Origin of the sequence: Pseudomonas sp. FYR_2, assembly GCF_043106425.1 — a bacterium.
GTDB lineage: Bacteria > Pseudomonadota > Gammaproteobacteria > Pseudomonadales > Pseudomonadaceae > Aquipseudomonas > Aquipseudomonas monteilii.
Genome location: NZ_JBICMM010000024.1, coordinates 124423 through 143147, shown reverse-complemented (window position 1 = coordinate 143147; position 18725 = coordinate 124423). Strand labels below are relative to the sequence as shown.

The window sequence follows — 18725 nt, the reverse complement described above, 5'->3', positions numbered from 1 at the left end:
CCTTTCGCGGAGAACTGCCATTTATGTCTACGTCGTTTCTGGAAATTGTCGAGTTGCCTGATGGCCGCATCGAACTGCGTCGCGCCGAGGATGAGGGCTCTCTGGTAACCCTGGATTTCTCGGAAGACGCCAAGGTGTTCCTGCAGGGTCAGCATGTGGAAGTGGCCAAGGCCATGCTCAGTGTGGGCGTGCAGATGGCCGGTCGCCTGATGGATGGCGAGCTTGAGCGTGATGAAGGGCCGCGTGTGCTGCACTAAAGGTGCAGTAACGTGTCAGGCTTTTTGAAGTGACAGGCAAAGCCTGAACATCAGCCTAGGCGGATGTTCAGGCTTTGTGCATTTCCGGCACTGGCCGCGCGTAGCAACTGTTGGCGTGCAGTGGCATTGACGCTACCCAGCCAGCTCACCACGGTGTGGCTGAGGCCAAGGCGCAAGGCCTCGCAGGCTAGTTGCAGCGGGCTTTGATTGCTGCGAGGTTGCAGCAGCAAAATACGTTCACGGTTAAGCCCGGCATCGCGCAACCAGGCCTGGGTCAGGCTGGAGGGTGGAGCGATCAGGGTCAGCCAGCGGGCCTCGTCCTCTTCGCTCAGCTCGCGCAGTACCGGTGCCAACAGGCTTTGGCAGTGCCCAGGGGCGCCGCGCAGCGACAGTTCGCTGAACAGCTCGGGTTGGCTGCTCTTGCGTGCCAGTTCACTGGCTTTCAGGCCCGGTAGCACGGGCTGGGCGAGAAATGCTTCGAACAGGGGCAACTGGGCTTGCTCGGGTGCGTGAATGAACGGCTGCATGACGCCTCCTGGATCAGCGGCGAATGACGCCGACGCTCAAGCCCTCGATCACCAGCTCCTGTTCTTTCAGGTCGACTTCGATGGGGGCGAATTCGGGGTTCTCGGCAAGCAGCCATACCTTGCTGCCTTCACGCTTGAAGCGCTTGACGGTCACTTCGTCGCCGATGCGCGCCACCACGATCTGGCCGTTGCGGGCTTCACGGCAGGTATGTACCGCCAGCAGGTCGCCGTCGAAGATGCCGACGTCTTTCATGCTCATGCCGTGCACGCGCAACAGATAGTCGGCTTGGGGGTGGAAGAAGGCGGGGCTGATGTTGCAGGATTGCTCGATGTGCTGTTCGGCAAGGATCGGCGCGCCGGCAGCAACCCGGCCGATGATCGGCAGGCCGCTTTCTTCGGCTTTGGCTTCCAGGCCGGGAATGCGGATGCCGCGTGAGGCGCCCGGGGTCATCTCGATGGCGCCTTTGCGGGCGAGGGCCTTGAGGTGCTCCTCGGCGGCGTTGGGCGACTTGAAGCCCAGCTCCTGAGCGATCTCGGCGCGCGTCGGCGGGAAGCCGTTGTCTTCCAGGCAGCGTTTGATGAACGCGAGAATTTCGGCTTGGCGTGGCGTCAGTTTCAACATGGTGAGCGCTCTGTCTTTTTGTACAGTGACTGGAATTATATACAGTACTGGATGCGCTGCAAGCCAAAAGGCGCAATAAACAGCAGAGGTGGCGCTTGCAGCCGGCCGTCTGGCGCTTTTAAATGGCGACCGCCCGGTCACCGAGCCTTGACAGAAGCAGGGCTGAAACGTATGTTTCAAACACCTGTTTGTCTGGCGGAGTACCCGGAGTAGTCATGGCCCAATCGGAAACCGTTGAACGCATTCTCGATGCTGCCGAGCAGTTGTTCGCGGAAAGGGGGTTCGCCGAAACCTCGTTGCGGCTGATTACCAGCAAGGCCGGGGTCAACCTGGCGGCCGTCAACTATCATTTCGGCTCCAAGAAGGCGCTGATCCAGGCGGTGTTCTCGCGCTTCCTCGGCCCGTTTTGCGCCAGCCTGGAGCGTGAGCTGGAGCGGCGTCAGGCCAGGCCGGAACAAAAGCCCAGCCTTGAAGAGCTGCTGGAAATGCTGGTGGAGCAGGCGCTGGCGGTGCAGCCTCGCAGCAACAATGACCTGTCGATCTTCATGCGCTTGCTGGGCCTGGCTTTCAGCCAGAGTCAGGGCCACCTGCGGCGCTATCTGGAAGACATGTATGGCAAGGTATTCCGCCGCTACATGCTGCTGGTCAACGAGGCCGCGCCACGCATTCCACCGCTGGAGCTGTTCTGGCGTGTGCACTTCATGCTCGGTGCTGCGGCCTTCAGCATGTCCGGTATCAAGGCCCTGCGGGCGATCGCCGAGACCGACTTCGGCATCAATACCTCGATCGAACAGGTGATGCGCCTGATGGTGCCGTTCCTGGCGGCCGGCATGCGTGCCGACAGCGGTGTCACCGATGACGCCATGGCCAGCGCCCAGCTGCGCCCGCGTACCAAGACCAGCGCTACCACCGCCAAAGCCTAAAGGCTGGGCGGGGCAGGGCGCTTCGGCTAAGCTAGCGCCCATGCCCGACCTCAATCTGTTGCACATTTCCCTTGCCGACCAATGCCTGTACGGTTTTGCCCGTGGCCAGTTGCGCGTGCGCGTGCCCGTGTCCACGGCGCGTAACGGCGCCGGCGAGCGTAACGGTTCGGGGTGCACGCCGCGCGGCCTGCATCAGGTGCGGGCAAAGATTGGCGCAGGCCTGCCGCTGAACGCGGTACTGGCCGGGCGGCGCTGGACGGGTGAGGTGTGGTCGCCGGAACTGCACGCGCAAAACCCGGAGCGCGACTGGATCCTCACCCGCATCCTCTGGCTCAGCGGCTGCGAACCTGGTGTCAACCGCCTGGGTGCGGTCGACACGTTCCGCCGCTATATCTACCTGCACGGCACTGCGGATACGGAACCCATGGGCGTAGCGTTGTCCCATGGCTGCATACGCCTGCGTAACACCGACTTGCTAAGCCTGTTCGAGCGGGTGCCGGTCCATTGCCCGGTGCGCATCGAACAAGCCGCCTGCCCCCAGTGGGCTTCTCTCAGTCTTCAATGAAGGATTACCCATGACCGTCAGCCTGCAAGGCTCTCTGATGGTGGATATCGCCGGTAAATGGCTGACCGCCGAAGACCGTCACTTGCTGCGCCAGCCCGAAGTGGCTGGCCTGATCATCTTTGCCCGCAACATCGATAGCCCGCGCCAGGTGCGTGAGCTGTGTGCGTCGATCCGCGCCATTCGTCCCGACCTGATCCTGGCGGTAGACCAGGAAGGTGGCCGTGTGCAGCGCCTGCGTCAGGGCTTTGTGCGCCTGCCGGCCATGCGTGCGCTGGCCGACAATGACAATGCCGAGTACCTGGCCGAGCAATGCGGCTGGCTGATGGCGACCGAGGTGCTGGCGGTTGGCCTGGACCTGAGCTTTGCCCCGGTGCTCGACCTGGACCACCAGCGTAGCGCCGTGGTTGGCAGCCGCGCCTTCGAGGGTCACCCGCTGCGTGCCACGCAACTGGCCGGGGCCTTCATTCGCGGCATGAATGCGGCGGGCATGGCCGCCTGTGGCAAGCATTTCCCGGGGCATGGCTGGGCCGAGGCCGACTCGCATGTGGCCATCCCTACCGATGAGCGCAGCCTGGAGCAGCTGCGCCAGGCCGACCTGGTGCCGTTCACCCGCCTGAGCGGGCAACTGGCAGCGGTGATGCCGGCGCATGTCATCTACCCGCAGGTCGACAACCAGCCGGCCGGCTTCTCGCGGCGCTGGCTGCAGGACATCCTGCGTGGCGAGCTGGGCTTTGACGGGGTGATCTTCAGTGATGACCTGTCGATGGCCGGGGCGCATGTGGTGGGTGATGCGGCCAGCCGTATCGAAGCGGCGCTGAGTGCCGGCTGTGACATGGGCCTGGTGTGTAACGACCGGGCGGCGGCGGAGCTGGCGCTGAGTGCGGCGCAACGGATGAAGGTGAAGCCCTCGCCGCGAATTGCGCGGATGCGTGGGCAAGGGTTTGCGCGGACCGACTACCGGCAGCAGCCGCGCTGGCTGGAGGCGTTGGGGGCGCTGAAGGAAGCTCAGTTGATCGATTGACCGTGTTGGCTTCTTCGCGGGCATGCCCGCTCCCACAGGTACAGCATCGCCCTTGAGGGCATTGATAATCCTGTGGGAGCGGGCGAGCCCGCGAAGAGGCCAGTACAGGCAACAGAAGATGAAAGGTTTAGCGCCCGCGCTTGCCTGGCAATGGCGCAAACAGCGCCTCGATTTCCTCATCCCCCATGCGCCATTGTCCGGCCTGCCCGCCATCCAGCAGGCTTGCCGCCAGCGCCGCCTTTTCCTGCTGCAACAGCTGAATCTTCTCCTCCACCGTCCCCCGCGTAATCAGCTTGAACACGAATACCGGCTTGTCCTGGCCAATGCGGTAGGCGCGGTCGGTGGCCTGGTTTTCACTCGCCGGGTTCCACCAGGGGTCGAAGTGGATCACCGTGTCCGCAGCCGTCAGGTTCAGCCCCACACCACCCGCCTTGAGGCTGATCAGAAACACGTCGCTTTCACCTTGCTGGAATTGCTGCACCGGCGTGCGACGGTCGCGGGTGTCACCGGTCAGCAGGCTGTAGCGGATCTTGCGCTTTTCCAGCTCCTGCTCGATCAATGCCAGCATCGAGGTGAACTGCGAGAACAACAGTACCCGGCGCCCTTCGCTGAGCAGTTCTTCGAGCATTTCCAGCAGCGCACCCAGCTTGCCCTTGTCGGCCTGGTTACCCTTGCTTTCCACACCCTTGACCAGGCGCAGGTCGCAGCACACCTGGCGCAGCTTGAGCAGGGCGTCGAGAATGACGATCTGGCTGCGGGCGGCGCCATTGCGGGCGATTTCGTCACGCACTTTCTTGTCCATCGCCACGCGCACGGCCTCGTAGGTGTCGCGCTGGGCGTCGCTCAGCTCCACCCAGTGCACCATCTCGGTCTTGGCTGGCAGCTCGGTGGCCACCTGTTCCTTGGTGCGGCGCAACAGGAACGGGCGAATGCGTGTCACCAGGTGAGCCAGCCGCTCGCTGTCGCCGTGGCGTTCGATGGGGGTGCGGTAGTCCTGGTTGAAGCGCTTCAGGTCACCCAGCCAGCCGGGCATCAGGAAGTGGAAGATCGACCACAGCTCGCCCAGGTTGTTTTCCATCGGCGTGCCGGTCAGGCACAGGCGCTGGTTGGCCTGCAGCTCACAGACGGCGAGTGCGGCCTTGCTGGTGCTGCTCTTGATGTTTTGCGCCTCGTCCAGCACCAGTACATGCCAGGGTTGGCTGCGCAGGTGTTCGAGGTCGCGTGGCACCAGGGCATAGGTGGTCAGCACCAGGTCGTAGTCGTGCAGCGTGGCGAAATGCTTGCTGCGCCCCGGGCCTTGCAGGGCCAGCACGCGCAGGTCGGGGGCGAAACGCTGGGCTTCGTCCAGCCAGTTGGGCACCAGGCTGGTCGGCATCACTGCCAGGGCGGGAGCGGTCAGGCGCCCGGCCTGCTTTTCCAGCAGCAGGTGCGCCAGGGCCTGCAGGGTCTTGCCCAGGCCCATGTCGTCGCCCAGGATGCCGCCGGTGCCCATTTCGTGTAGTGCCTGCAGCCAGTTAAGGCCCTGTTGCTGGTAGGGGCGCAGGCTGGCCTGCAGCCCTGTCGGCGGGGCTACCTGCAAGTCGCGGGCGTCGCGCAGGCGGCGGCCCAGATCCCGCACATGTGCACCACCTTCCCAGTGCAGGGGCAGGCCTTCGATATCGTTCAGGCGTGCAGCATCGGCGCGGTCCAGGCGCAGGGACGGGCCGGCTACGTCTTCGTGCAGGTACAGCTCGCCCAGGGTGCCCATTACTGCCTTGAGGCGGCCGTAGGGCAGGGCAACGCGCAGGGCCGAGGCATCGAGGCGGCCGCGGTTGAGGTCGATCAGCAGGTGCTCGTCGTCGCTGCGCCGGGCCAGTTCGCTGGGGCGCAGCAATTCCGGGTTGCTGCGCAGCAGTTGCAGCACGATCGGCAGCAGGCTGTGGCGCTGGCCATCGACCACGATACCCAGCTCCAGGTCGAACCATTCATGGCCGGGGGCTTCGTCGATGGTGGCGTACCAGTCGTCCACCTCTTGCAGGTTGAAGGCGAAATCGCGGTGGATGTCGATGTCCCACCCGGCCTCGCGCAGGCGTGGCAGGCCTTCGCGGGCAAAGCGCAGCCAGGCTTCGTCGTCTGGCAGCTGGAACATTTCGCCGGCGCTGTCAGGCAGGGCCTTGCTTTGTCGGGTGGCGGCCTTGAAGCCCAGGTCGCGCAGCACCTTGCGCAGCGCCTGCTCGGCCTGCGGCTGGCGGCGGATGCGCTGGCTGGTGTTGTCGACCAGGCGGGTCAGCGGTTTTTCGTCGCTGCCGCTGGCGCGTAAACCGTCGTAGTCGAACGCCAGTGCGGCCCGATGCTGCATCTGCCGCTGCATACGGCCGGTCTTGGGCATGTAGGCGCTGAATTCGAGGCTGCCCAGCGTCAGGTGCGGCCTGGGTTGAACACTGTCGATCTCTTCACTGCGTACGCTTGTAGGCGTTGGCACCTGGCGATTCAGCGCATTCAACCGGTGGCTCAGGGGGATGATCAAGTGTTCGGGCACCGTAGGTGCGCTTGCCAGTTGGCTGGCAATGAACGGGTCAAGATCATGCGCAAGCTTGCCAGTCATGCCCGTCTGGGTGTCGATGTAATAGAGCGGGTCGAGCGGCAGTGCCATGTCATGCAACCGCTCATCATGGTGCCACGCACCACGATAGCTGCCGTTCTCAAGCCTCATCCAGCGAAACTCGGCCGGCAGTGTCGGCCCGGGGGCGAGTGGCAACAATTGCTCGCCATAGATCAGACGGCCACTGGCCAATGCGAACTCGTACAGCTCTGCGCCTTGCTTTCCTTCCAGTCTTGCGATGGGCATGTTGGTGTTTTTGCCAAGGGCGTCAATCAGCCTGAGGATGCGCAGGTCCTCATCCGTTACGTAACGTGGCGTGTAGTAGAGCATCTCAGGCAGCGAGCTGGCACGGGCGAGTTTCAGCTGGCCATCGGCTTCGCGGGTGCCTTTGGCTACGCTGAGCGTGCAAAGGCCGCGCTCATTAACGACCTTGTAGTAGAGCGACGGGCCTTTGCGCTTGGCAGGTTCGGCAGGCTTTGTTGGCGCTTCCAGAGCTTCGACCCAATGGGCGAGTTCAGGTGGGAGGTCCAGGGAGTGCCGGGAGGCGTCAACAGGTGGGTGAGGGGCATCATGGCTGCCTTCGGCGTAATCCGGCCCCCGCTCCAGCAAATAGAGCGCAGCTGCGCAATGCTTGCAATTTTCTCCTACCGGGCAAGAGCAAGTGCCCTCACACTCCAGGCCATCTTCGGTCATGTCCAGCGTGATGCGCTGGTAGTAGGTCCGGCCTGCGGAGCCTGCGCACTGGGCGCGAATCGTCATGTCGAGGATCGATACGATTTCGCTTCTGCCTTCCTCGGCATAATCCAGGCCGCGTTGCAGAGACTTGCGGTCAAACGCAAACGTCCAGCCGTCGTGCTCCCGCACAAAGAACTGCGCATCGCTCTCGCTCACATCACTGCTCCATCATTTCCGGGTCCATCACCGGCATTTTCGGCGTACCCGGCGGCGTCACCTTCAGCAGCACGGCCAGGTGGCCGCCGTCGAGGAAGGTCAGCTGGCCGCCCTTGACGTTGCTGTTGCTTTGTTTGAACTGCTCGCTTTGCAGCACGCTGCCGTTGCCGTCCAGCTGGTTGACCCAGAAATTGGCATCGACCGTGATGAAGCGGCCTTCAGCGATGCTGAGGTTGCCTTCGATGGGGAAGTGGCCGAACTGCTCGGCTCCTTCGCCCAGGGCAATGCGGCTTGGCTCGCTGCCCACCTGTTGCTGCCAGGCCTTATGCATTAACACGGTGTAGTCGGCAGTGGCTTCCAGGCGGGTGGCTTCGTCTTCCAGCGCCAGGCGGCGCTCGGCGTCCTTTTCCAGGCGTGGGGCGCCGGCGCTCCAGTTTTCCGGGGCGAACGGGCTGGTGAAGGCGGGCACGGCGTTTTGCCGCACCAGGATCATTTCAACCTGATACAGGCCTTCGGCGAAGGCGGCTGGCGCAAACAGCGCCAGCAGCAGGGTCAGGCTACGGATGGCACGCATGGATCTTCCTTAGGCAGGCTGTGGGGTCAGGCGCTCGAACAGCGCCTCCAGGGTGTTGAAACGTTCGTCGGGGCGCTCCATCGGCACCAGGAAGCGGAACTGGGTCGCGCCTTCGAACTTGTAGCGTTTGGGCTGGCCCTGAATCAACTTGATCAGGGTCAGCGGGTCGACCGGGGTTTCGGCCTCGAACTCGAGCTTGCCGCCATTGGGGCCGGCGTCGACTTTCTTGATGCCGAGCTTTTCCGCAAGCAGCTTGAGCGAGGTCAGGCGCATCAGGTTTTTGGTCGGCTCCGGCAGCAGGCCGAAGCGGTCGATCATTTCCACTTGCAGGTCTTTGAGGCCTTCTTCGTCGGCCGCCGAGGCAATGCGCTTGTACAGGATCAGCCGTGCGTGCACGTCGGGCAGGTAGTCTTCGGGGATCAGCGCCGGCAGGCGCAGGTTGATCTCCGGGCCACCGCCCAGTGGCTGTTCGAGGTTCGGCTGGGTGCCTTTGCGAATCGCCTTCACCGCACGTTCGAGCATCTCCATGTACAGGGTGAAGCCCACCGCCTGGATCTGCCCGCTTTGACCTTCGCCCAGTAGCTCGCCCGCACCGCGGATTTCCAGGTCGTTGGTGGCCAGCACGAAACCGGCGCCCAGGTCCTGGGTGTTGGCGATGGCCTCCAGGCGTTTTTCGGCGTCGGCGCTGACTTTTTGCCGGGTGGGCGTGAGCAGGTAGGCGTAGGCCTGGTGGTGGCTACGGCCGACCCGGCCACGCAACTGGTGCAACTGGGCCAGGCCGAACTTGTCGGCACGCTCGATGACGATGGTGTTGGCGCTGGGCACGTCGATGCCGGTTTCGATGATGGTCGAGGCCACCAGCACGTTGAAGCGCTTGTGGTAGAAGTCACTCATCACCTGTTCCAGCTCGCGCTCGCGCATTTGCCCGTGGCCAATCCCGATGCGCGCCTCGGGTACCAGTTCGGCAAGGTCGGCGGCGCATTTTTCGATGGTTTTCACATCGTTGTGCAGGTAGTACACCTGGCCACCGCGCAGCAGTTCACGCAACAGCGCTTCCTTGACCGTGCTCTTGTTCTGTTCCATGACGAAGGTGCGCACCGACAGGCGGCGCGCCGGCGGCGTGGCGATGATCGACAGGTCGCGCATGCCCGCTACCGCCATGTTCAGCGTGCGCGGAATCGGCGTCGCGGTGAGGGTAAGGATGTCGACCTCGCTGCGCAGGGCCTTCAGTTGCTCCTTCTGGCGCACGCCAAAACGGTGTTCTTCGTCGATGATGGCCAGGCCCAGGTCCTTGAAGCGCACATCGTCCTGCAACAGCTTGTGGGTGCCGATGAGGATGTCGATCTTGCCTTCGGCCAGGTCGGCGGCAGCGGCGGCCACTTCCTTGGCGGATTTGAAGCGGCTCATCACTTCCACGGTCACCGGCCAGTCGGCGAAGCGGTCGCGGAAACTGTTGTAGTGCTGCTGGGCGAGCAGGGTGGTGGGCACCAGCACGGCCACCTGGCGGCCGCTGTGCACGGCGATGAACGCGGCGCGCATGGCCACTTCGGTTTTGCCGAAGCCGACGTCGCCGCACACCAGGCGGTCCATCGGCTTGGGTGCCAGCATGTCGGCACGCACGGCTTCGATGGCGGCTTGCTGGTCCGGGGTTTCTTCGAACGGGAAGCCAGCGCTGAAGGTGGCGTAGTCGGCAGACGGGTCGGCAAACGCATAACCCTTGCGCGCAGCGCGGCGGGCATAGATGTCGAGCAGCTCGGCGGCCACGTCGCGCACTTGTTCGGCGGCCTTGCGCTTGGCTTTCTGCCAGGCCTCCGAGCCCAGCCGGTGCAGCGGCGCCAGCGCGTCGTCGCTACCGGTGTAGCGGGCGATCAGGTGCAGGTTGGCCACCGGCACATAGAGCTTGGCGTTCTCGGCGTATTCCAGGGTAAGGAACTCGGCGGCCTGGCCGTCGATTTCCAGGGTGGCCAGGCCCAGGTAGCGGCCCACGCCGTGGTCAATGTGCACCACTGGCGCGCCTTCGCGCAGCTCGGTGAGGTTCTTGATGACGGCGTCGTTGGCGGTTTCGCCACGCTTGTCGCGGCGTCGGCGCTGCATCACCCGCTGGCCGAACAGCGGGCTTTCGGCCACCAGGGCCAGGCCTGGGTCGTCCAGCACCAGGCCGTCGTCCAGCGGGGCAATGGTGATTGCCAGGCGCGCGCTGCCGGTAATGAAATCGTCCCAGCCGTCGACGGTATGCGGGCGCAGCTTCAGCCGGTCGAGCAGCTCCAGCAACACTTCGCGGCGGCCCGCCGATTCGGCGGTGAACAGCACGCGGCCGGGGAACTGGTCGAGGAAGTTGGCCAGTTCGGCCAGCGGCTGGTTGGCCTTGGCCTCGATGGCCAGGTTGGGCAGGGCGCGTGCCGGGAAGCGCTCGCGGCCCGCGCCCGGTTCGAGGTCATCGCTGCTGACCACCACCCGCGGCCATTGCTTGAGCCGGGCGAAGCAGTCTTCCACCGGCAGGAACAGCTCGGCCGGTGGCAGCAGTGGCCGGCTCAGGTCGCCGCGACGGTCTTCATAACGCCCGCGCACGTCGTTCCAGAAATGTTCGGCGGCCTGTTCCACACCGGGCAGGGAGAACACCTGGGTGTCGGCTGGCAGGTAGTCGAACAGGGTCGAGGTTTCTTCGAAGAACAGCGGCAGGTAGTACTCGATGCCGGCGGGGATGATGCCGCTGGCCAGGTCCTGGAAGATGGCGCTGCGGCGGAAGTCGACGTCGAAGCGCTCACGGAAGCGCGCCTTGAAACGGGTCACTTCCTCTTTCTGCATCGGGAATTCGCGCGCGGGTAGCAGGCGCACCGAATCCACCTTGTCGATCGAGCGCTGGGTCTCGGGGTCGAAGGTGCGCAGCGTCTCGATCTCGTCATCGAACAGGTCGATACGGTAGGGCAGTTTGCTGCCCATCGGGAACAGGTCGATGAGCGCGCCGCGCACGGCAAACTCACCATGCTCGTACACGGTGTCGACGCAGCGATAGCCGCTTGCCTCCAGGCGTGTACGCATCTGTTCCACGTCGATGGTCTGGCCCACATCCAGCACCAGGCTGCTGCCCAGCAGAAAGCGTGTGGGTGCCAGGCGGTGCAGGGCGGTGGTGACCGGCACCACGAGGATGCCGTGGCTCAGCTCCGGCAGGCGGTACAGGCTGGCGATGCGCTGGGAAATGATGTCTTGGTGTGGCGAGAACAGGTCGTAGGGCAGGGTTTCCCAATCGGGGAACGGCAGCACCGGCAGGTCCGGGGCAAAGAAGCGCAGCTCCTGTTCTAGACGGTCGGCGGCCTGGCTGTCGGCCGTCAGCAGCAGGGTGAAGCGGCCAGCACTGCTGGCGGCCTCGGCGATGGCAAGGCTGAGGGCGGCACCGGGCAGGTTGCCCCAGGTTTGTTTGCCGGCCGTGGCCGACATTTGCGGTAGGCGCAGAACTGACACGGGAGATTGCACTCCAAGCGTTGCGGCAAAGAGACCGATTGTACCGGTGCCAGTGCCGCCTGTCAGGCTTGAAAGGGCATGAACGCTGGCTTGCGTGACTGCGACAGGCGCTCATTGCCGGTTCCGCGTTGGGGCGTCATAATGTAGCCCCTTTTTTCTGTCCCTACATGTGGAAGGTTCCCGTGACTCAGAAGCCCGACCAGTGTCTTGGTGAGTGGATTGATCGTGAAGCCCTGGCTGAAGCGATGATCCCGCTTATCGGTCAGCTCTACCGCAACAACAACGTGGTGAGCTCGATTTATGGCCGCAGCCTGATCAACCGTTCGGTTATCTCGATCCTCAAGGCGCACCGCTTTGCGCGTCATCGTCAAGCCGACGAAACCGAACTGTCCGTCCACGAGACATTCCCACTGCTCAAGGCCATGAGCGAGCTGAAACTGGGCGCCGCTTCGGTCGACCTGGGCAAGCTGGCCAACAAGTTCAAGCAGGAAGGCAATGGCCGCACTGCCGAGCAGTTCGTCCGTGAAGAGCTGGCTGAGGTGGTTGGCCAGCAGAACGCTTCGGCCCGTAAAGGCACCGACGTTGTCCTCTACGGCTTCGGCCGCATCGGCCGCCTGCTGGCGCGCATCCTGATCGAGAAGACCGGTGGTGGCGACGGCCTGCGCCTGCGTGCCATCGTCGTGCGCAAAGGCGCCGAAAACGATCTGGTCAAGCGTGCCAGCCTGTTGCGTCGTGACTCGGTTCACGGCCCGTTCGATGGCACTATCACCATCGACGAAGCCAACAACACCATCACCGCCAACGGCAACCTGATCCAGGTTATCTACGCCAAGAGCCCGAGCGAAGTCGACTACACCCAGTACGGCATCGACAACGCGCTGATCGTCGACAACACCGGCGTATGGCGTGACGCTGACGGCCTGGGCCAGCACCTGGCCTGCCCGGGCGCTGCCCGCGTGATCCTCACCGCACCTGGCAAGGGCGCGCTGAAGAACATCGTGCACGGCATCAACCACGGTGACATCGCCGCCGATGACAAGATCATCTCGGCAGCTTCCTGCACCACCAACGCCATCGTGCCGGTGCTCAAGGCCATCAACGACCAGTACGGCATCGTCAACGGCCACGTCGAAACCGTTCACTCGTTCACCAACGACCAGAACCTGATCGACAACTTCCACAAGGGCAGCCGTCGTGGCCGTGCCGCGCCGCTGAACATGGTCATCACCGAAACCGGCGCCGCCACCGCTGCCGCCAAGGCACTGCCAGTGCTGAAGGGCAAGCTGACCGGCAACGCCATTCGCGTACCGACGCCGAACGTTTCGATGGCCATCCTGAACCTGAACCTGGAAAAGGCCACCAGCCGCGACGAGATCAACGAGTACCTGCGCCAGACCGCCATGCACTCAGAGCTGCACAAGCAGATCGACTACGTCAGCTCGCAGGAAGTGGTTTCGACCGACTTCGTCGGCTCGCGCCACGCCGGTGTGGTTGACGCTGAGGCCACCATCGCCAACGACAACCGCGTTGTTCTGTACGTCTGGTACGACAACGAGTTCGGTTACAGCTGCCAGGTGGTTCGCGTGATGGAAGAGATGGCCGGTGTGAACCCGCCAGCGTTTCCACGCTAATGCGCTTGTAAGGCAATGAAAAAACGGGAACCTTCGGGTTCCCGTTTTTTTTGCCTGGAGAAAGTTGTGTGGCGCCTGTTAGATCGAGCGCCGCCCGCGCGGCGCATCGCGAGCTGCGCTCGCTCCTACGTTTGTTTCGGGCCAATTATTCCTGTGGAATTTGCGCGCGAACGCCTTGGTGCATGGCTCGATATCGTGTCGTACAAACGAGGCGGTCGCGCGCGCCTGCCGCAGGCGTTACTGGCCAGAAACAAACGTAGGAGCGAGCGCAGCTCGCGATGCGCCGCGCGGGCGGCGCTCGATGTGTGCCACGCCACAAAATTCAAGCCAAGCACCCAGGAACCGATTTTTTGCGCAAAGCCATACTGTTCATCCTCATGCTGCTCACCGCCTGCAACCAAGGCCCCACCCTGGAGCGCCTGGGTGGCCCGACCATGGGCAGCAGTTACAGCATCCAGTACGTCCGTGAGCCCGGCGGCCCGGCGCCGGAACAGGTGCAAGCAGCGGTCGAAACCATCCTGGGCGACATCGACCAGCACTATTCGACCTACCGCGCAGACTCCGTCGTCAGCCTGTTCAACCAGTTGCCCGCCAACCAGTGCCTGGCCCTGCCGCCCGACATGCTCGAACTGGTCAACCTTGGCCAGCACCTGGCCGAGCAGAGCGATGGCGCCTTCGACCTCACCGTCGAGCCCCTGCTCGACCTGTGGGGCTTTGGCCCTCAGGCCCGCCACGAGCAGGTGCCGGACCCGCAAGCCCTGGCCCAGGCTCGTCAGCGCGTGGGCTATCGGCACTTGCACATCAAAGGCCCGGCCCTGTGCAAGGATGCCCCGGTGCAGCTCGACTTCAACAGCATTGCCGCCGGCCATGCCGTCGACCTGATTGCGGCTCGCCTGCAAGCCATGGGGGTAACCCGCTTTGTCGCAGAGGCCACTGGCGAGCTCAAGGCGGTCGGCCGCAAACCCGATGGCAGCCCTTGGCGCATCGCCCTGGAACTGCCCCGTGAAGACCGCCAGATCGCCCGGCAGATCATCCCGGTCAATGGCCTTTCAGTATCAACCTCGGGTGACTATCGGCACTATTTCGAGCAGAATGGCCGGCGCTATTCGCACGCCTTCGATGCCCGTCTGGGGCGCCCGGTGCAACATGACCTGGCCGCCGTCACCGTGCTGCACGCGTCGGCGCTGCAGGCCGACGGTTATTCGACGCTGCTGCTGATCCTTGGCCCTGAGCGTGGCTGGGATTTTGCCCTGGCGTATGGCCTGGCTGCGGTATTGGTGACTCGGGCCGAGGGTGGCTTCGTCTCCCGAGCTACGCCCGCATTCGAACGGGCGGTGAAAGGCGATTGAAAGCGCAGGCAGGGATGATTGCCGCCAGGGAATGGGTAAACCATATGTAGTGCGGGCGAAATTGGCCTACGACGCGACCAAGGGTTAATGTGCGCGGCGTTCACGCTTGATTAGACTGCACCCGAATTTTCTCATGACGCCCCGGCGGCATGATCGCGCCCCGCGAGCGACCGTGGCTTGCGGGCCAGTTCTGAAGGAGTACGCATGGCTGTCTACAACTACGACGTAGTGGTGCTGGGTTCCGGCCCGGCCGGTGAAGGCGCGGCAATGAACGCCGCCAAAGCAGGGCGCAAGGTAGCGATGGTCGATGACCGTCGTCAGGTCGGTGGCAACTGCACCCACCTGGGTACCATCCCGTCCAAGGCACTGCGTCACTCGGTGCGGCAGATCATGCAGTTCAACACCAACCCGATGTTCCGTGCCATCGGTGAGCCGCGCTGGTTCTCGTTCCCGGACGTGCTGAAAAGCGCCGAGAAGGTGATTGCCAAGCAGGTGGCATCGCGAACGGGCTACTACGCCCGTAACCGCGTTGACGTGTTCTTCGGCACCGGCAGCTTTGCCGACGAGCAAACCGTCGAAGTGGTGTGCCCGAACGGCGTGGTGGAAAAACTCAACGCCAAGCACATCATCATCGCCACTGGCTCGCGCCCGTATCGCCCGGCCGACATCGACTTCCACCACCCACGTGTGTACGACAGCGACACCATCCTCAGCCTCAGCCACACCCCGCGCAAGCTGATCGTGTACGGCGCCGGCGTGATCGGTTGCGAATACGCCTCGATCTTCAGTGGCCTGGGCGTGCTGGTAGAGCTGGTGGACAACCGTGGCCAGCTGCTGAGCTTCCTGGATTCGGAAATTTCCCAGGCGCTGAGCTACCACTTCAGCAACAACAACATCACCGTGCGCCACAACGAAGAGTATGAGCGCGTCGAAGGCCTGGACAACGGCGTGGTCCTGCACCTGAAGTCGGGCAAGAAGATCAAGGCCGACGCCTTGCTGTGGTGCAACGGCCGTACCGGCAACACCGACAAGCTGGGCCTGGAAAACATCGGTATCAAGGTAAACAGCCGTGGCCAGATCGAGGTCGACGAGGCCTACCGCACCAGCGTGCCGAACATCTACGGTGCAGGTGACGTGATCGGCTGGCCAAGCCTGGCCAGTGCGGCTCATGACCAGGGCCGTTCGGCGGCTGGCAGCATCGTCGACAATGGCAGCTGGCGCTTCGTCAATGACGTGCCGACCGGCATCTACACCATTCCGGAGATCAGCTCGATCGGCAAGAACGAGCAGGAGCTGACCCAGGCCAAGGTGCCGTACGAAGTGGGCAAGGCCTTCTTCAAGGGCATGGCGCGTGCGCAGATCGCCGGCGAGCCGCAGGGCATGCTGAAGATCCTGTTCCACCGCGAAACCCTGGAAATCCTCGGCGTGCACTGCTTCGGTTACCAGGCTTCGGAAATTGTCCACATCGGCCAGGCGATCATGAACCAGCCGGGTGAGCACAACAACCTGAAGTACTTCGTCAACACCACGTTCAACTACCCGACCATGGCCGAAGCCTACCGGGTAGCTGCTTACGACGGCCTGAACCGGCTTTTTTGAGCGGCTCCGACCGGTGGCCTGAGCCGGTCGGAGAGACCGATTTCAACCCTACCCGAGGGTGGTCTTGGCCAAACCGGGAAAGTCTGTAATCAGGCTGTCCACGCCAAAGTCAGCGAGCCGGCGCATCAGTGCCGGTTCGTTGACCGTCCACACCGACACGTGCAAGCCCTGGCCCTGTGCTTTGAGCAGGCGCTCGGGGGTGCACAGTGTCCAGTTCAGGGCCAGCATCTCGCAGCCGTAGTTCTGCGCCACCTTCAACGGGTCGAGCCAGGCGTATTCGGCTACCAGCCCGCGTTTCACGTCCGGCACCAGTTCCTGGGCTGCGCCCAATACTTCGCGTGAGCTGGAGGTGATGGTGACCTTGTCCAGCAGGCCGTATTGCTGGGCCAGTTCGCGGATCGCCAGTACGGTGGTGGCGGCGCGGGTGCGCGAAGCGCTCTTGACTTCCAGCTGCCAGTGCTCGAACGGGCACTTCTCGAACAGTTCTTCCAGTTTTGGAATAGGGCAGGGCTGCACATGGCCCGGGCCGCCTTTACGTGCGTCGATTTTCACCAGTTCGGCGGCCGGGTGCTCGACCACCTTGCCGCGTTTGCCGGTGGTGCGCTTGAGGGTAGGGTCGTGGATCACCATCAGCTCGTTGTCGGCCGACAGGTGCAGGTCCAGCTCGCAGCGGGTGACGCCGTGGGACAGGCACTGGCGAAAGCTGGTCAGGGTGTTCTCGGGTGCTTCGCCCTTGGCGCCGCGATGGCCGTAGATCAGGGTCACGTTCGTTCCTTCAAATCAGGGGGAAATGGGCTCAGGAGGCGGGGTCGTTCTGTTCCAGCTGCTGGCGCCGTTGTTGTTGCTGGCGCTGCAGGATGTAGCGGGCCAGCAGTTGACGCTGGGCGTCGGTCATGTCGGTAAACTCGGTGCCGACCTCGAAGCCGCCCTCCGGGCGCGGGTCGCAATGGGTGACCTTGCCGCGCAGCAGCAGGCCATGGGCACGCGGCATCAGCACCATTTTCACTTTTACCCGGGTGCCGGGTTCAATCTGCGTGGCCTGGACGAATTCGATACCGCCTTCGGAGATGACCACCGGCAGCGGCTGGCCGACTTCGCCAAGCAGGGTTTGCGCAACCACCGCGCTAAGCAAGTCGAGGCGCTTGTTCTGCGCCCGCAGAAAGGCAGCGAGGGTGCGGTCCTTGTCACTCAGCTGGCGCAGCAGGTGCTGCGACTCGAAGTCGGACAGATGCAGTTCGCTGAGCAGGTTGAACAGCGGGGAATCATCTTGCAACACATCTGGGTCGAGGGCTTCGGCCGCGCTGAGGGGGCTTATTTGAAGTGCGATCCGATCTTCGATGCGGTAGTATTCGCGGCGATCTTCTTCGTCTAATGTCGTCATGGCGAACCCAAGGTAGCGGCGGTGGTCCGAGTGTAAAGCCGCCGTAGGCGCCTCGCCACAAGGACGTTCCCTTTCATCCGAACAAGCCCCGACATGTTCAGACCTCTTTTCGCATTCATCGGTACGCGTTATACCCGTGCCAAACGCCGTAATCACTTCGTCTCGTTCATTTCCCTGACCTCGATGATCGGCCTCGCCCTGGGCGTGGTGGTGATGATCGTGGTGCTGTCGGTGATGAACGGTTTCGACCACGAGATGCGCACCCGCGTGCTCGGCATGGTCCCGCATGCCACGCTGGAGAGCGGCCAGCCCATTACCGACTGGCCTGCCCTTGCCCAACAAGTAAAGCAGAATCCGCAGGTGGTGGCGGTAGCGCCCTTCACCCAGATGCAGGGCCTGCTGACCCATGACGGCAAGGTGCAGAAGGTGCTGCTCAACGGCATCGACCCGGCCCGCGAGCGCGAGGTGTCGATTATCGACAACTTCATTTTGCAAGGCCGCCTCGACCAGCTGGCGCCGGGCGAGTGGGGCATCATGATCGGCGACAAGGCTGCGGCCAAGCTGGGTGTGGCCATTGGCGACAAACTCACCTTCGTCGCCCCGGAAGTCAGCGTGACACCGGCCGGCATGTTCCCGCGCATGAAACGCTTCACCGTGGTGGGCACCTTTCATGTGGGTGCGGGCGAGATCGACGGCTATCTGGGCCTGACCAACATCAGCGACCTGTCCCGCTTGCACCGCTGGAAGCCCGACCAGGTACAGGGCCTGCGCCTGAAATTCGACGACCTGTTCCAGGCGCCGCGGGTGGCCTGGAGCATTGCCCAGCAGCTGGGTGACCAGGAGTACTACAGCCGCGACTGGACCCGTACCCACGGCAACCTGTACCAGGCCATCCGCATGGAAAAGGCCATGATCGGCCTGCTGTTGCTGCTGATCGTGGCGGTGGCGGCGTTCAACATCATTTCCACGCTGGTGATGGTGGTGAACGACAAGCGTGGTGACATTGCCATCCTGCGCACACTGGGCGCCACGCCCGGACAGATCATGCTCATCTTCATGGTCCAGGGCACGGTAATCGGGGTGATCGGTACCCTGATCGGCGCCGTGGTCGGGATTGTTGCCGCGCTGAACGTGAGTGCGGCGATCGCCGGCATCGAGAAACTGATCGGGCACAAGTTCCTCAACGCCGACGTGTACTTCATCGATTACCTGCCCTCGCAGATCCAGGCCCAGGACGTGTACATGGTCTGCGGTGCGGCGCTGGTCCTGAGTTTCTTCGCCACCCTGTACCCGGCCTGGCGTGCGGCCCGCACCCAGCCTGCAGAGGCGCTACGTTATGAGTGAG

15 protein-coding genes are annotated in these 18725 nt (G+C 63.5%); 8 read left to right on the top strand and 7 right to left on the bottom strand.

All coding sequences use genetic code 11. The features are described from left to right. Positions 1-23: 23 nt before the first annotated feature. On the top strand, positions 24-257 hold the full coding sequence (locus ACF8R4_RS12580) for a hypothetical protein (protein WP_003248777.1): 234 nt from the start codon (positions 24-26) through the stop codon (positions 255-257). A 50-nt stretch (positions 258-307) separates the two neighbouring features. On the opposite strand, the gene sulA is transcribed toward ACF8R4_RS12580, so the two are convergent. Continuing rightward, positions 308-784: an SOS-induced cell division inhibitor SulA gene (sulA, locus tag ACF8R4_RS12575; protein WP_060498874.1), complete on the bottom strand. Its 477-nt coding sequence runs from the start codon at positions 782-784 to the stop codon at positions 308-310. Positions 785-797: 13 nt separating this feature from the next. Beyond that, a complete protein-coding gene (lexA, locus tag ACF8R4_RS12570; RefSeq protein ID WP_016714901.1) occupies positions 798-1406 on the bottom strand; it encodes a transcriptional repressor LexA in 609 nt (202 codons plus the stop codon). A gap of 215 nt (positions 1407-1621) precedes the next feature. On the opposite strand from lexA, the gene ACF8R4_RS12565 reads away from it, so the two are divergent. From ACF8R4_RS12565 to nagZ, 3 genes are read left to right on the top strand one after another with little or no spacing between them, the layout of a single operon-like run. Continuing rightward, positions 1622-2329, top strand: coding sequence for a TetR/AcrR family transcriptional regulator (locus tag ACF8R4_RS12565; protein ID WP_060498875.1), 708 nt, complete (start codon positions 1622-1624; stop codon positions 2327-2329). Between the two features lie 40 nt (positions 2330-2369). Continuing rightward, on the top strand, positions 2370-2894 hold the full coding sequence (locus ACF8R4_RS12560; protein WP_060498876.1) for a L,D-transpeptidase: 525 nt from the start codon (positions 2370-2372) through the stop codon (positions 2892-2894). A gap of 22 nt (positions 2895-2916) precedes the next feature. Beyond that, complete coding sequence (gene nagZ, locus ACF8R4_RS12555) at positions 2917-3915, top strand: beta-N-acetylhexosaminidase (protein ID WP_177337101.1); 999 nt, start codon at positions 2917-2919, stop codon at positions 3913-3915. Between the two features lie 127 nt (positions 3916-4042). Here nagZ and ACF8R4_RS12550 read toward each other — a convergent pair whose 3' ends face one another. Genes ACF8R4_RS12550 through mfd form a run of 3 tightly spaced genes read right to left on the bottom strand, consistent with a single transcriptional unit; the run spans position 4043 to position 11420 of the window. After that, positions 4043-7387: a DEAD/DEAH box helicase gene (locus ACF8R4_RS12550; RefSeq protein WP_186723161.1), complete on the bottom strand. Its 3345-nt coding sequence runs from the start codon at positions 7385-7387 to the stop codon at positions 4043-4045. Between the two features lies 1 nt (position 7388). Continuing rightward, positions 7389-7961, bottom strand: coding sequence for a CsiV family protein (locus ACF8R4_RS12545; RefSeq protein ID WP_060498878.1), 573 nt, complete (start codon positions 7959-7961; stop codon positions 7389-7391). Positions 7962-7970: 9 nt separating this feature from the next. Further along, the gene (mfd, locus tag ACF8R4_RS12540; protein ID WP_060498879.1) at positions 7971-11420 is read right to left on the bottom strand and encodes a transcription-repair coupling factor; all 3450 of its coding nucleotides are present in this window, start codon (positions 11418-11420) and stop codon (positions 7971-7973) included. Between the two features lie 167 nt (positions 11421-11587). On the opposite strand from mfd, the gene ACF8R4_RS12535 reads away from it, so the two are divergent. The 3 genes from ACF8R4_RS12535 to sthA all read left to right on the top strand — a co-directional run bounded on the left by ACF8R4_RS12535 (position 11588) and on the right by sthA (position 15999). Then, complete coding sequence (locus ACF8R4_RS12535; protein ID WP_060498880.1) at positions 11588-13051, top strand: glyceraldehyde-3-phosphate dehydrogenase; 1464 nt, start codon at positions 11588-11590, stop codon at positions 13049-13051. 350 nt (positions 13052-13401) lie between these two features. Beyond that, a complete protein-coding gene (locus tag ACF8R4_RS12530) occupies positions 13402-14400 on the top strand; it encodes an FAD:protein FMN transferase (protein ID WP_060500573.1) in 999 nt (332 codons plus the stop codon). Positions 14401-14604: 204 nt separating this feature from the next. Continuing rightward, positions 14605-15999: a Si-specific NAD(P)(+) transhydrogenase gene (gene sthA, locus ACF8R4_RS12525; protein WP_060500409.1), complete on the top strand. Its 1395-nt coding sequence runs from the start codon at positions 14605-14607 to the stop codon at positions 15997-15999. Positions 16000-16047: 48 nt separating this feature from the next. Here sthA and ACF8R4_RS12520 read toward each other — a convergent pair whose 3' ends face one another. Beyond that, on the bottom strand, positions 16048-16764 hold the full coding sequence (locus ACF8R4_RS12520) for a glycerophosphodiester phosphodiesterase (protein WP_392492564.1): 717 nt from the start codon (positions 16762-16764) through the stop codon (positions 16048-16050). A 31-nt stretch (positions 16765-16795) separates the two neighbouring features. After that, positions 16796-17380 carry a PilZ domain-containing protein gene (locus tag ACF8R4_RS12515; RefSeq protein WP_060500411.1) on the bottom strand — a complete coding sequence of 195 codons (585 nt, stop codon included), beginning with the start codon at positions 17378-17380 and terminating at the stop codon, positions 16796-16798. A 93-nt stretch (positions 17381-17473) separates the two neighbouring features. On the opposite strand from ACF8R4_RS12515, the gene ACF8R4_RS12510 reads away from it, so the two are divergent. Beyond that, on the top strand, positions 17474-18724 hold the full coding sequence (locus tag ACF8R4_RS12510) for a lipoprotein-releasing ABC transporter permease subunit (protein WP_060500413.1): 1251 nt from the start codon (positions 17474-17476) through the stop codon (positions 18722-18724). Position 18725: the final 1 nt, after the last annotated feature.

Coding starts and splice junctions, on each gene's coding strand:
- ACF8R4_RS12565 (WP_060498875.1), top strand. CDS start 1,622: ATGGCCCAATCGGAAACCGTTGAACGCATTCTCGATGCTGCCGAGCAG.
- lexA (WP_016714901.1), bottom strand. CDS start 1,406: ATGTTGAAACTGACGCCACGCCAAGCCGAAATTCTCGCGTTCATCAAA.
- sulA (WP_060498874.1), bottom strand. CDS start 784: ATGCAGCCGTTCATTCACGCACCCGAGCAAGCCCAGTTGCCCCTGTTC.
- sthA (WP_060500409.1), top strand. CDS start 14,605: ATGGCTGTCTACAACTACGACGTAGTGGTGCTGGGTTCCGGCCCGGCC.
- ACF8R4_RS12515 (WP_060500411.1), bottom strand. CDS start 17,380: ATGACGACATTAGACGAAGAAGATCGCCGCGAATACTACCGCATCGAA.
- ACF8R4_RS12545 (WP_060498878.1), bottom strand. CDS start 7,961: ATGCGTGCCATCCGTAGCCTGACCCTGCTGCTGGCGCTGTTTGCGCCA.
- ACF8R4_RS12560 (WP_060498876.1), top strand. CDS start 2,370: ATGCCCGACCTCAATCTGTTGCACATTTCCCTTGCCGACCAATGCCTG.
- ACF8R4_RS12510 (WP_060500413.1), top strand. CDS start 17,474: ATGTTCAGACCTCTTTTCGCATTCATCGGTACGCGTTATACCCGTGCC.
- ACF8R4_RS12535 (WP_060498880.1), top strand. CDS start 11,588: ATGTGGAAGGTTCCCGTGACTCAGAAGCCCGACCAGTGTCTTGGTGAG.
- ACF8R4_RS12580 (WP_003248777.1), top strand. CDS start 24: ATGTCTACGTCGTTTCTGGAAATTGTCGAGTTGCCTGATGGCCGCATC.